The sequence below is a fragment of the Cypionkella sp. genome (assembly GCF_034376685.1).
GTDB lineage: Bacteria > Pseudomonadota > Alphaproteobacteria > Rhodobacterales > Rhodobacteraceae > Cypionkella.
Window position 1 is genome coordinate 1 of record NZ_JAXMJJ010000069.1, and the last position, 12,670, is coordinate 12,670.

10 protein-coding genes and 2 pseudogenes are annotated in these 12,670 nt (G+C 62.6%); 2 read left to right on the forward strand and 10 right to left on the reverse strand.

The window, feature by feature from the left end:
* The 8 genes from U1A24_RS13300 to U1A24_RS13335 all read right to left on the reverse strand — a co-directional run.
* On the reverse strand, positions 1 to 367 hold a 367-nt coding region (locus U1A24_RS13300; protein WP_322322456.1), incomplete at its 3' end, for an amidase family protein.
* A 51-nt stretch (positions 368 to 418) separates the two neighbouring features.
* Positions 419 to 1,549, reverse strand: a complete 1,131-nt coding sequence (locus tag U1A24_RS13305; RefSeq protein ID WP_322322457.1) for a M20/M25/M40 family metallo-hydrolase — start codon at positions 1,547 to 1,549, stop codon at positions 419 to 421.
* Positions 1,546 to 2,721, reverse strand: a complete 1,176-nt coding sequence (locus U1A24_RS13310) for a M20 aminoacylase family protein (RefSeq protein WP_322322458.1) — start codon at positions 2,719 to 2,721, stop codon at positions 1,546 to 1,548. Before U1A24_RS13310 ends, U1A24_RS13305 begins: the two co-directional genes overlap by 4 nt.
* Positions 2,705 to 4,378 carry an ABC transporter ATP-binding protein gene (locus U1A24_RS13315; RefSeq protein ID WP_322322459.1) on the reverse strand — a complete coding sequence of 558 codons (1,674 nt, stop codon included), beginning with the start codon at positions 4,376 to 4,378 and terminating at the stop codon, positions 2,705 to 2,707. The genes U1A24_RS13310 and U1A24_RS13315 overlap by 17 nt, the downstream gene beginning before the upstream one ends.
* Before the next feature lie 4 nt (positions 4,379 to 4,382).
* A complete protein-coding gene (locus U1A24_RS13320) occupies positions 4,383 to 5,258 on the reverse strand; it encodes an ABC transporter permease (RefSeq protein WP_322322460.1) in 876 nt (291 codons plus the stop codon).
* On the reverse strand, positions 5,258 to 6,199 hold the full coding sequence (locus U1A24_RS13325) for an ABC transporter permease (protein ID WP_322322461.1): 942 nt from the start codon (positions 6,197 to 6,199) through the stop codon (positions 5,258 to 5,260). Before U1A24_RS13325 ends, U1A24_RS13320 begins: the two co-directional genes overlap by 1 nt.
* Before the next feature lie 70 nt (positions 6,200 to 6,269).
* Positions 6,270 to 7,835 (reverse strand): ABC transporter substrate-binding protein, encoded by a 1,566-nt coding sequence (locus tag U1A24_RS13330; RefSeq protein ID WP_322322462.1) that lies wholly within the window; start codon positions 7,833 to 7,835, stop codon positions 6,270 to 6,272.
* A 48-nt stretch (positions 7,836 to 7,883) separates the two neighbouring features.
* Complete coding sequence (locus tag U1A24_RS13335; RefSeq protein WP_322322463.1) at positions 7,884 to 9,398, reverse strand: M81 family metallopeptidase; 1,515 nt, start codon at positions 9,396 to 9,398, stop codon at positions 7,884 to 7,886.
* A gap of 81 nt (positions 9,399 to 9,479) precedes the next feature.
* Here U1A24_RS13335 and U1A24_RS13340 point away from each other — a divergent pair, with 81 nt between their 5' ends.
* Positions 9,480 to 10,271, forward strand: a complete 792-nt coding sequence (locus U1A24_RS13340) for an IclR family transcriptional regulator (RefSeq protein ID WP_322322465.1) — start codon at positions 9,480 to 9,482, stop codon at positions 10,269 to 10,271.
* 440 nt (positions 10,272 to 10,711) lie between these two features.
* On the opposite strand, the pseudogene U1A24_RS13345 reads toward U1A24_RS13340, so the two are convergent.
* Together U1A24_RS13345 and U1A24_RS13350 are read right to left on the reverse strand one after the other, a co-directional pair.
* Positions 10,712 to 10,801: pseudogene (locus U1A24_RS13345) on the reverse strand (IS6 family transposase); the annotation flags it as partial.
* 44 nt (positions 10,802 to 10,845) lie between these two features.
* Positions 10,846 to 11,304, reverse strand: a complete 459-nt coding sequence (locus U1A24_RS13350; protein WP_322322464.1) for an Lrp/AsnC family transcriptional regulator — start codon at positions 11,302 to 11,304, stop codon at positions 10,846 to 10,848.
* Positions 11,305 to 11,482: 178 nt separating this feature from the next.
* Between U1A24_RS13350 and U1A24_RS13355 the strand changes: the two are divergent.
* Positions 11,483 to 12,670: pseudogene (locus tag U1A24_RS13355) on the forward strand (indolepyruvate ferredoxin oxidoreductase family protein); the annotation flags it as partial.

The window sequence follows — 12,670 nt, forward strand, 5'->3', positions numbered from 1 at the left end:
AGACGGCACCGGCTTCGCGCATCCGGGCGGCGGGGGGGGCATCGGCGGGGCGCGGGGTCATATTGCTGACCGTGGTGCCCAGAGGCATGGCCACGCCTTTGGTGGCGATGTTTTCCTTGATGGTGATCGGCACCCCGTCCAGCGAGACGCCGTTGCAGACGATCTGCGCGCCGTCTTTCCAGCGTGCCTCAGATGAGCGCGCGGCAGTCATTGCAAGATCGTGATCCACGGTCCACATGCCGTGCAGCTCGGGCTCGCAGCGGTCGATTTGGGCTAGCACGGCGCGTGTCACCTCGACCGGCGACAGGGTGCCATTGGCAAATCCTTGGGTCATTTCGGCGGCAGTCAGTTCATTCAGTCGGGTCATGGCGGTTCATCCGTTGAAGGTATCGATATAGCGGGTCGGCAGACCGCTCTGTCATTCGATTTGGGTCAGCAGACCGGCGGCCAAACGAGCGCGTTCGGGCAGACTACTGATCTCGATATGTTCGTTCAGCGTGTGCAGACCCTTGCCGCGCACGCCAATGGAATCCAGCGTGGGGACACCCATCGCGCCGGTGAAATTGCCGTCCGATCCGCCCCCCGCACTGCCCGCCATCATCTCGAACCCGATCTGGGCCGCCAGCCCGCGCGCCAGATCGTAAAGTGCCATTGTGCCGGGTTGAGGTTCCCAGACCGGTCGGGTCACGCCGCGGGTCACGGTGAAATCAACGCCGCCCTCACTGCCCTGAAGCGCGGACAGCGCGGCGATGCCCCGGTCCAGATCCTCTTGCGTCTTGGCCATGCTGAGCACCTCGGCCCGGCAAGTCGATGAAACACAGTTCACCCATTGCCCCGCATGGATGACGCCCACTGAAAAGGTGCAGTCTTCGGTCGTCATCGCCTCAATCTGCAAGATGCGTCGCGCCATGGCGGCGATGGCGGATCGCCCGTCCTTCAGCGCCCAGCCGGCATGGCTGGGGCGGCCTTCGGTCAGCAGATCAAAGCGTGCGATCGCATAGCGTCCGATGACCGCGCCACCATCGGGCGAGGCGGGCTCTGGCAGAAGCACCGCGCGTTGGCCGCGGGCGGCGTCCTCGATCAGGCCACGGGTGGCCGGGGTGCCAACCTCTTCATCAGGCGTGAACAGAAAGGTCACCGGCAGCGGTGTGGTCAGACCCGCGCGGGTGATCTGGCGCATGGCCTCAAGAAATATGTAGTTGCCGCCCTTCATGTCCATGATGCCGGGGCCGTAGGCCAGCCCATCCTCAACCCGGAACGGCAGTTTTTCCAGCGTACCGATGGGATGGACAGTGTCCATGTGACCCGAGACGAGGATGCCCGGCTTACCCAGATCAGCGTGCGGGAAGGTTGCGCGGATCGAGCTGCCGAAGCCCTTGGTGCCGGGGATGGTCTCGACGGTGGCACCAAGGGCCGACAGGTCGCGCGCGGCCAGATCCATCATCCGGCTGACGGCGGCAGCGTCCCAAGTCGGGCTTTCGCATTCAATCCAAGGGCGCAGGCCCTGTAGTATCGCATCGGTATCAAAGGGCAGGTCAAGCGCGCTCATGCGGTGCCCTCCAGTGGCAGGCGGCGCTCAATCAGCCGGGCATAGATCGAGGCACCCACGGGCAGAATGCCCTCATCCAGCACGAAACCCGGATTGTGCAACGGCACTGTGCCCGCATGGCCCAGATTGCCATAGGCGCCGGGCACCAGCTGCAACATGTCGGCGAAATCCTCAGAACCGGTGACAGGTTGCGACTGGTTGCTGACCTGTTCTGCACCAAGGATATCGGCGGCGGCCTGCGTCCAGGCATCCGACAGGTTGAGGTCATTGATTAGCACGTCGAAAATCTCGCGGAACGCCACGTCGATGGTCATGTCATAGCCCTGCGCCGCACCCGCGCAGATGGCGCGCATGCGGGCTTGCATCAGGTCGCGGACCTCGGGCTTGAAGAAACGGATGGTGCCCGCCAGCGTCGCCGTTTCGGGCAGCACGTTGTAGGCACTGCCGGCATGGATCTGGGTCACCGACAGCACCGCCTGATCCAGCGATGCCACGTTGCGGCCCAGAATGGTCTGGAACTGCCCGACAAGGCCTGTGGCCACCACCAGCGCATCGCGCGATTGCTGCGGCATGGCGGCATGGCTGCCCTTGCCGGTCACGGTGATGTCGAAGAAGGATGCCCCGGCCATCGCCGGACCCTTGCACAGCGTGGCCCGTCCCGGCTGGCCGTTGGGCTGGTTGTGCATGCCGTAAACCTCGTCCACCGGAAAACGCCGGAACAGCCCGTCAGCGATCATCGCCCGAGCGCCGCCCAGACCCTCTTCTGCGGGTTGGAAGATGAAGACCGCCGTGCCGTCGAAATTGCGGCTGGCCGCCAGATATTGCGCGGCCCCCAGCAGCATCGTTGTGTGCCCGTCATGGCCGCAGGCATGCATCTTGCCGGGATTGGTCGAGGCATGGCCCAGCCCGGTCGCCTCGTGAATCGGCAGCGCGTCCATGTCGGCGCGCAGGCCCACGCGGCGGTTGCCTTGCCCGCGCCCCTTGAGGATGCCCACCACCCCGGTCTGGCCGATGCCTTCATGCACCTCATCCAGCCCATAGGCGCGTAGCTTGGTGGCCACGACACCAGACGTGCGGACCTCTTCCATACCGATCTCGGGATGGGCGTGCAGGTCGTGGAAGATCGCAGTCAGATCAGCGGCAGTAGCGTCAATCTCAGGCAGGTTGGGCATAGGGCACCTTTGGCATCTCTCGGAAATTCTGGAAATCCCATGACCGGCCGGGGGCGGCTTCGATCAGGGCACGGGTATAGGCATGGGCAGGTGCGGCCAGCACCTGTGTGGCGGGGCCGTGCTCGACCACCGCGCCGCGTTGCATCACCATAACATCATCGCAGATCTGGGCCGCCACGCGCAGGTCATGCGTGATAAAGACGATGGCGATGCCCAGATCGCGTTGCAACTGGTCCAGCAGATCCAGCACCTGCGCCTGCACCGATACGTCCAGCGCCGACACCGCTTCGTCGGCCACCAGCACATCGGGGCGCATCATCACCGCCCGCGCAATGGCGATCCGCTGCCTCTGCCCGCCCGAAAACTGGTGCGGATAGCGCGCCAGCGCATCTTCGGGCAACCCTACGATGCCCATCAGGCGCGCGGCCTCGGCCAATGCGTCGCGGCGACGGGTGCCATAGTTCAGCGGCCCCTCGATCAGGCTCTCGGCAATGGTCCAGCGCGGGTTCAGAGACCGCATCGGATCTTGAAAGACAACCTGCAACTTCTGGCGATGCGGGCGCAGCGCACTGCGCGAAAGCTGCGCGATGTCTGTGCCGTCCAGCATGATCCGCCCCGCGCTGGGGTCGATCAACCGCATGATACAGCGGGCGACGGTGGATTTCCCCGAACCGGATTCGCCCACAATGCCAAGGGTCTGGCCGCGCGACAGGCTAAAGCTGACATCTTTGGCGGCATGGGCCTCGGGCAGTTTCTTGAGGATGCCACCACCGCCATAGATCTTGTTCAGGTTTTCGACCCGCAGCACGGCATCCCCCGTTCCGGCTCGCGCCGCACGCGGTGACAGGCTCGGCACGGCCTTGAGAAGTGCGCGCGTATAGTCGGCTTGCGGGTTGCGCAGCAGCGTCTGAACGGCGCCGGATTCCACAATCTCGCCCTGTTTCATGACATAGACCGTGTCGGCGATTTCGGCCACCACGCCCATGTCATGGGTGATGAACAGCACCGCTGTCCCGTGTTTCTGCTGTAATTCGTCAATCAGCCGCAGGATCTGGGTCTGCGTTGTCACGTCCAGCGCGGTCGTGGGTTCGTCCGCGATCAGCAGCACAGGCTCCAGCACCAATGCCATCGCGATCATGATGCGCTGGCGTTGCCCGCCCGAAAGCTGGTGCGGGTAGGATCGAAAGATGCGCTCGATATCGGGCAAATGCACCTGCTCCATGATCGCCAAAGCACGGGTGCGGCGTTCCGAAGCGGTCAGGGTGGTGTGCAGTTCCATCACCTCCATGATCTGATCGCCAACGCGCAGGACCGGGTTCAGGGCGGTCATTGGTTCTTGAAAGATCATCGCCACGCGGGCAGCGCGCAGCTCGCGCATCTGCGCCTGAGAAAGTGGCAGCAGATCGCGGCCCTGCAGCATGATGGTCCCGGTCGAAACCTTCAGCGCCTCAGGCAAAAGCCCCATGATCGCCAGCGAGGTCACCGACTTACCCGACCCGGATTCGCCGACAAGGCAAACCGTCTCAGATGCGCGGATGGTCACGTCGATGGATTTCAGCACCTGCGGATTGCCCGGCGTCTCGGGCAGGCTGACGGTCAGGTCGCGGGCTTGCAGCACAATGGCTGCGTCATCGAAATTGCGTGTCTTGAACAGCATCGCCTTACCCCGCCCGTTTCTTCAGCCGTGGATCGAGCATGTCGCGCGCCGCATCGCCCAGAAGGTTGATCGACAGGATGCACAGCGACAGCGCGATCCCCGGATAGAGGATCAGTTCCGGCTTGATGCGGAAGAACATCCGGCCCTCGGCCATGATATTGCCCCATGTCGGGGTCTCGGTGCTGACACCCGCGCCAAGGAAGGACAGGATCGCTTCGGTCAGGATCGCCGAGGCCAGAATATAAGTGCCCTGCACGATCAGCGGGGCCAGCGTGTTCGGCACCAGATGCCGGGTCAGGATCTTGTGCATCGGGGTGCCAAGCGCAATGGCCGCCTCGACATAGGGTTCCTCGCGCGCGGACAACACCACCGCGCGGACCAGCCGCACAACGCGAGGAATCTCGGGGATGGTGATGGCCGCGATGACGGACCCAACCGAAGGCCCGTTCAGCGCCACCAACGCAATGGCCAGCAGGATCGAAGGGATCGCCATCAGCGCATCCATCATCCGCATGATGATCGCATCCGCCGTGCGGAAGAAGCCCGCGACCATGCCGATCACCAGCCCCAACAGGACCGAGACGGCCGCCGTGGCGATACCGATCATCAGCGACAGCTGACCGCCGATAAGCACCCGACTGAAAATGTCGCGGCCGTAATTGTCGGTGCCCAGCGGATGACCCTCGATCGGGCCCTGCAGGCGCGCCATCGGATTCATGGTCAGCGGATCATGCGGCGCGATCCACTGCGCCAGCATCGTCAGCGCAACAATAACGGCCAGCACCACGGCGGCGATCTTGGTGCCCAGCCCGAATTGCGGCAGGCGCAGCGCCCGCAAGACCGGCTGCATCGCCGAGGCAGGAGAAGGACTAGGGGACATCAATATCGGATCCTCGGGTCAAAAAAGCTGTAGCTGAGGTCGATCAGCAGGTTCACCAGCACATAGAGAAAGCTGGTCAGCAGGATCATCGCCTGAATGACCGGATAGTCGCGCGCCAGAATGGCATCGACGGTCAGCCGCCCGATGCCGGGGATGTTGAACACGGTTTCCGTGACCACCACACCACCGATCAGCAGGGCAAAGCCCGATCCGATGACGGTCAGGATCGGCACGGCAGCGTTCTTCAGCGCATGCCGGAACAGTACGGTGCGTTCAGGGGCACCCTTGGCGCGCGCCGTGCGGATGTAATCCTCGCCCAGAACCTCCAGCATATTGGCGCGGGTCATCCGGGCGATCAGCGCGATATAGATCGTGCTCAGCGTCAGCGCAGGCAGGAAGGCTTTTGACAGGAACGCGCCCAGACCCGACCCGATGGGCGCAAAGCCCTGCACCGGAAACCAGCCCAGTTGCAGCGAAAAAATCAGGATGAAGATATAGCCGATCACGAAGACCGGCACCGAAAAGCCCAGCACGGAAAACGTCATCACCGCGTAATCGGCAGCACTGCGATGTTTCCACGCCGCCAGCACGCCCATCGGCACAGCCATCGCGACCGACATCAGGATCGTCAGGATCGCAATGGAAAACGTCGGCCCGATCCGGTCGGCCACCATCGTCAAAACCGGCGTGTTCGAGATCAGCGAAACCCCCAGATCGCCGCGCAGAAGCTGGCCGACCCAGGTGATGAACTGGATATGCAGCGGCTGATTCAAGCCCATCGCCTCGCGGATGCGCTCTAGCTGGGCGGGCGTCGCCATATCGCCTGCGATAATCGCCGCCGGATCGCCCGGCGTCAGGCGCAGCAGCAGGAAGACGAAAACGGCCACCAGCAGCATCACCGGAATGACGGCCAGAATACGTCTCAGGATGTAACCCAGCATTACGAACCTCAGGATCGGGCGGACAGGTCAGGGGCAGCACGCAGCCGCCCCTGCAGTGTTTCGGGATAGATCACTCGGCTTTCTGAAGGCCCCAGAACACCGGCACCGGAGAATTGATCATTTCGGTGATCGTCGTGCGGCGTGCTTGCGGCAGGGTATATTGCCCAAGCGGGATCAGCAGCCCGTTCTCCAACGCATGGTTCTGGACCTGTTCGGCCACCGCGACCTGCGCCGCGGCATCAGGGGCATCGATGAACGCTTCCTTCAGCTCTTCGATCCGTTCATCGGTGGGCCAGCCGAACCACGCGCCATCGCCGCGGCCGTTCAGCATCGGGTTCGAGATCGGGTTCGAGATTTCAGGCACCATCCAGTTGGTGATGAAGATGTTCCAGCCGCCCTCAGCCGGAGCAGACTGGCTGGCGCGGCGCGTCACCAGCGTCTGCCAGTCCATCGGCTGCAATTCGACGGTAAACCCCGCCTCGCGCAGCATCTGCGACACGACAACGGGTTGGGTCGCCAGCGCCACCAGATCGGTCGGAGCCATCAGCACCACCGGGGTGCCGTCATAGCCCGCCTCTTTCAACAGCGCACGCGCCTCGTCAACACCGCCGCCTTGGGTCAGGGTGGTGGCACCAGCTTCGCTTTCCAACGGAGTGCCGCAGCCCAGAACAGCACCGCAGATCCGGTAGTAATCCGGGTTGCCGATCATCGCCGCCAGAACCGGTTCCTGTTGGATGGCTTTGATCGCGGCCTGCCGGATCAGCTGATTGTCAAAGGGAGGGTGCAGGAAGTTCATCCGCGTCATGGTCTGCATGCCGGTCGAGTCGCGCGTCTCGACGACAATATCGGGATCGCCTTCCAGCAACGGCAGCAGATCAACCTGCATCTGTTCGATATAGTCAATCTCGCCACCCGACAGCGCGTTCACAGCAGTCTGGATGTCGGGCATGCTGACCCATTCGACGCGGTCGACTTTGACAACCTTGCCACCCGCCATCCAGTCGGCGGGCTCGTCGCGCGGGACATATTCGTCGAATTTTTCATAGACGACGATCAGGCCGGGCTGGAACTCGGCTTCCACAAAGCGGAACGGCCCCGAGCCGGTGTAATCGGTAATCGCCTCGTCGACCGAGGTTTCGGCCACGCGCGCGGGCATGATGAAGGGCGGCAGCGCGGATTGCTTGGACAATACATCCAGCATCGGCCCGAAGGGTTCGGTCAGGGTCCAGGTGATGGTGCTGGCATCGGTGGCCTCAAGACTGGCGGTGCGGTCCATGATGACCTGCCCGCCGGCATCTTTCTGCCCCCATCTTTTCAGCGAGGCGACGGCATCGGCTGCCGTCACCGGCGCGCCGTCATGAAAGACCAGCCCGGCACGCAAGGTGAATGTGTAGGTCAGCAGGTCATCCGAGATCGTCCAGCCAGCCATCTGTGGCTGCGGCTTGAACTCCGAATCCTGCGCAATCAGCACGTCATAGATCATATAGGCATGGTTGCGGCTGATATGGGCGGTGGTGATGATGGGGTCCAGCACACGCAGGCCGGAGTGCATCACCGCCTTGACGGTGGTTTCGGCCAGAGCCGTGCCGGTCAGCAGGGTCGTGGCCAGAAGGGTCGCTGTCAGTCGGTTGAACATGGTATCCTCTCTGTTGAACGGGACCGCGATCTGATCTTGGTGTCAGGCTTACGCGGTGATAGTAAAAACCGCCCCGCATGGTTCCAGCCTGACGCCGGGATGCAGGTGGCGGAACGGAAGGCTGGCAGGACTGACCGGCATGGGGCCGGGCGCGGTGCAGGTCAGAATGGCTTGGGCAATGGGCGCAAAATCTGCACGGAAATGGTTCGAGCTTTTGACGACCACAATGTCTTGCGCCTCGGGGTCGATACCAAGGAAGCGGAACATCTCGCGGTCGGCCATCTGTGCCTTTTCCGAAGAGACTGCGATGTGAACCCCGTCCATCCTCAGCGCGGCGCAGGGGCCAAGCTGCAAATGCGCGCCGCCGTAATAGGGGCCTGTGGCGTGGCAATGCCCGTCTGACAGGGCCTCGACCGTAAAGATGCCGGTCAGGGGCGCATCGCCTTTGATCCCGGATTTTCCGCCCAGAGACAGCTCAACCTTGGCACCAATGCCCGCCGCATGTGCTATCGCCGCAGCCTGCGGGTCGGTGATAAGGCCGATGGCTGCGTTCTGCGCGCGGGCGTCGATCAGCGCCCTCAGCATACCGGTCGTATCGGAATTGCCGCCTGCGCCGGGATTGTCCTGCGTGTCCGCGATGATCACCGGGCGACCAGCGGTCGCGGCCAGCCGCTGCGCCTCGGCCACACCCTCCGCCGCCGCGTAAGACACGCCCCGGAACGCTGGCTCAGCATCCCGCACAGCCTGCACGATCTGGTCGGCCGTGGCATCGGCCTGCTGCTGCGTATCGGCATAGGCAATGACCGAGGGGCGGCAATCGGGGAAATCCGCTGCCGGAAAGCCCATGAAAAATGAGGCCTGTGATGCGTCGGTCAGCAGATCATAAAGTCCGGCCGCAGGCTGCTGCATCGTCGATTGCCAGGCAATGGGGATCAGGAAATCCAGCTGCCGGAAGGCCTTGAAATTTCGCGCGCCAGCGATCAGCTGGTCCAGTGCCGCCGCCGCACGCAGTCCGGTTTCGGCCATGTCGACATGCGGATAGGTGCGAAACCCCACCAACCTATCCGCCGCCATGACCATCTGCGCACTGATGTTGCCATGCAGATCCAGCGCCGCGACCACCGGCACATCGGGGCCAACCACGTCGCGGATGCGAGCCAGCAGCGTGCCTTCGCCATCGGGGGCCCCCTCGGCCACCATCGCGCCATGCAGATCCAGAAACACCCCATCCAACGGACCTGATTGCCGCAGACCCTCCACGATTTCGTCGGTGATGGCCCGGTAACAGCTGGCGGTCACAGGGGCCGAGGGCACCGCCCCCGCCCAGATCAGGGGCAGCAGTTGCCAGCCATGCTGTTCCGCATAGCTGATCGCGCCCGCGACGGGCAGATTGACGCTCCGCGCCCGAATCAGAATCTGATCCCCCCTGCTCAGCGGCAGATAGCCGCCGCCCTGCTCGAAGGCGGCCATATCCGCCGGGCTGGGCGCAAAAGAGTTGCTTTCATGCGCGAAACCCGCCAAGGCGATCCGCTTGCGTCGGTCAATGGGCTGAAGTGCCTGCATATAGTATTGCCATCCGATACAGTTGCATTGCATAACGAATGTATTGGTGCACTTTTAACGATGTCAACACCGGAGATCGCCATGCCGCAGGAAAAGCCAGTTTCCGACCCCTCCCCGCCCGGCGATGCATTATTTGTTCAATCGCTTGCCCGCGGAATGAGCGTTCTGGAAGCGTTTCAGGGCGCAGATCGAGCTCTGTCACTGACCCAGATCGCCACCCGGACCGGGCTGACCCGCAGCGCGGCGCAACGCATCGTTCACACCTTCCGCAAGCTGGGCTATCTGACGCTGGCCGAGGACGGACGCGGCTTTCGGCTCGACCTGCCCATCCTCGACCTGACGCATGATTACCTGCGCATGAACCCGCTGGTCCGCCGCGCCAGCCCGGTCCTGCTGGAACTGCGCCGCAATGTCCGCGAGCGGGTCGATCTGTCGCTTTTTGACGGTCAACGGATGGTCTATGCCGCGCGGATGCAGAGCAAACGCGAGACGTTCTTTGCCACATTGGTCGGCCACAGCGTGCCGACCGCCTGCACATCGGGCGGCTGGGCGGTGCTGTCACAACTGCCGCCGCAAGAGGTGGATGCCATCCTGGCCGCCACCCAGTTCCGTCAGTTCACCCCCCGCACCATCACCGATCCGCAGCTGATCCGCGACCAGATCGCTCTGGCGCGCGAGAACGGTCATGCCTTGGCACTCGAGCAGATCCTGATGGGCGAGATCGCGATTGGCGTCGCCATTCCCGATGCAACCGGCCGCCCGGTTGCGGCAATCCACATCGTCGCCTCGCTGTCCGAATGGGACCCCGAAGCGTTCCGCCGTAGCGTTGCCCCCCTCGCCGCCGAGGCCGTGCGCAGCATCGTGTCAAGCTAACGCGCCGCGCGGATGATGCGACCGGGATCTGCTAGGGTTGTGTCGCAACGCTCTTTTATGAGAAGGCGCAGGCTATTTTTCGTCGACGCTTGGGCAACAAATGCCGCACGCTGGGCGAAAGGGCAGGCTCCAAGCTTTAACAGGCCTTTACGGATCATGTCGGCAACTTCAATGTCCTCGAGTGTCGCTGGTGTGGACAAGAAGGACTTGAAGCCCTGCGTGATTCGGATCCGCTTTTTGATGCATCGATCATGTTGTTCATGGACGTGACCTGCACCATCCCGATTGGGATTGGGCAGCCAAAGCGTTTCAAAATGCGCTTTGTTGCGGTAATTCTGGTGGCGTTGGCACCGCTCTTGTCGATCACGATCTAACGGCAGCCCGGTCGCCTCTATTGCAAGGCCAAAGAACCTGGTCGCTGCGGTCTTATTGCGCCGCTTCTACAGCATGAAATCTAACGCTCTTCCGAACTTGCCGATTGCCCGGCAAAGATGGACCCAATCGCCTTTCACTTTGAAGTAGGTCTCGTCCGTCCGCCAGGATGGGTTGACCGCAGGACCATAGACAAATGTTTCTAGAGCGGCACATTCAGGCTGTTCTTGATCCGCTTCAGAGTGAAACTGGTGTTGATAGACTGCACGTTTGGCAGCTCGACAAGTGCATTCTTTACCGTCGCCTCATACTCACGAACGCTGGTCGCGATTACTTGCAATACATAGTCATATTCGCCGCTCAAGGAGTAGCATTGCATGACCTCTGGAACTTTCGCCACAGCATCTTCGAAGGCTTTGAGTCTGTCACGTTGGTGATGTGAGATTTTCACAAAGCAAAAGACCAGGATCTCGAAGCCGATGGCTTCTGGATCGACGACGAACCGTCTGGCACTGATAGCCCCAGCCTCCTGAAGTCGTTGCAGCCGCCGCCAGCAGGGCGAGTGGCTGAGACCGGTGATCTCTCCCAATTCCCGCAGCGTCAGGTCGGGCTGCTCTTGCAGCGCCTTCAGGATACGTCGATCCGAATCGTCAAGCTGCATGCTTCACCCGTTATGACAAATGCGATAAAATCTGTGTAGAATTCAGAACAGCCTACCCAGAATAGTCATATAGGTGGTACAATGTTGCAGGATAGCCGTCAATAAGGTCAGCGATAGCGACCTTGTTTCACGCAACCTGCACTAGAGTGTTGCCAGAAGTGCCCAAGCCGGGCGGAGCATGCAAATGGCCATCACGCTGGACGACAAGTATACGGCGGAGCGTGGTTCGGTCTTGCTGACCGGGACACAGGCCCTGGTGCGGCTGCCAATGACCCAGATGCGGCGCGACCGCGCCAGCGGGCTGAACACTGCGGGGTTCATCTCTGGGTATCGCGGCTCGCCCTTGGGTGGATACGATCAGCAATTGGTCAAGGCCCGAAAGTTTCTGGGCCGGCATGAGGTGGTGTTCCAGCCGGGCTTGAACGAGGATCTGGCCGCAACAGCCGTCTGGGGTAGCCAGCAGTTGCACCTCTCGCCGGGTGCGCGGAAGGATGGTATCCTCGGCATCTGGTATGGCAAGGGGCCGGGTGTTGACCGCTCGGGCGATGTCTTCAAGCACGCCAACGCGGCGGGGTCAGCGCGGCATGGCGGGGTGTTGGCGATTGCGGGCGATGATCACACCTGCAAATCGTCCTCGATCCCGCATCAGTCGGACCATGCGTTTATCTCAGCCCTGATGCCGATGCTTTACCCGTCGTCGGTGCATGAGTTCCTTGAAATGGGCCTGCTTGGCATCGCCATGTCGCGCTATTCGGGCTGCTGGGTCGGCTTCAAGGTGATCTCCGAGACCGTCGAGATCACCTCGGTCGTCGATCTGGCGCAAGAGGCGCGGCAGTTCGTGCTGCCCACCGACTTTGAACTGCCGCAAGATGGCCTGAACCTGCGCTGGCCCGACCCACCGCTGGTGCAGGACGAACGGCTGCAAGAGCACAAGGGTTATGCCGCCATCGCCTTTGCGCGCGCCAATGGCGTTGACCGCTTGATCATCGACCACGCCCGCGCCCGCTTTGGCATCGTTGCCTCGGGCAAGGCCTATGAGGATGTGCGGCAAGCGCTGGCGGAACTGGGCCTTGGCGCGCCGGAGCAGGCGTTGATTGGGTTGCGGCTTTACAAGGTGCGGATGCCGTGGCCGCTGGAGCCCGAAGGCATTCGCGCCTTCTCGCAGGGGCTGGAGGAGGTGCTGATCGTCGAGGAACGCCGCGAGATCATCGAGAACCAGATCAAAGAGCAGTTGTTCAACTGGCGCGCCGACGTGCGGCCCCGCATCGGCGGCAAGTTCGATGAGGCGGGCCAGCCGTTCCTCAGCCTGTCCGCCGGGCTGAGCGTGGGGAGCGGCGCCGGGGCGATTGCAGAACGGCTGCGGCGG

Bases quoted from the DNA above. Each gene is read 5' to 3' on its own strand.
- U1A24_RS13320 (WP_322322460.1), bottom strand. From the start codon at position 5,258: ATGTCCCCTAGTCCTTCTCCTGCCTCGGCGATGCAGCCGGTCTTGCGG.
- U1A24_RS13335 (WP_322322463.1), bottom strand. From the start codon at position 9,398: ATGCAGGCACTTCAGCCCATTGACCGACGCAAGCGGATCGCCTTGGCG.
- U1A24_RS13310 (WP_322322458.1), bottom strand. From the start codon at position 2,721: ATGCCCAACCTGCCTGAGATTGACGCTACTGCCGCTGATCTGACTGCG.
- U1A24_RS13315 (WP_322322459.1), bottom strand. From the start codon at position 4,378: ATGCTGTTCAAGACACGCAATTTCGATGACGCAGCCATTGTGCTGCAA.
- U1A24_RS13305 (WP_322322457.1), bottom strand. From the start codon at position 1,549: ATGAGCGCGCTTGACCTGCCCTTTGATACCGATGCGATACTACAGGGC.
- U1A24_RS13330 (WP_322322462.1), bottom strand. From the start codon at position 7,835: ATGTTCAACCGACTGACAGCGACCCTTCTGGCCACGACCCTGCTGACC.
- U1A24_RS13340 (WP_322322465.1), top strand. From the start codon at position 9,480: ATGCCGCAGGAAAAGCCAGTTTCCGACCCCTCCCCGCCCGGCGATGCA.
- U1A24_RS13325 (WP_322322461.1), bottom strand. From the start codon at position 6,199: ATGCTGGGTTACATCCTGAGACGTATTCTGGCCGTCATTCCGGTGATG.
- U1A24_RS13350 (WP_322322464.1), bottom strand. From the start codon at position 11,304: ATGCAGCTTGACGATTCGGATCGACGTATCCTGAAGGCGCTGCAAGAG.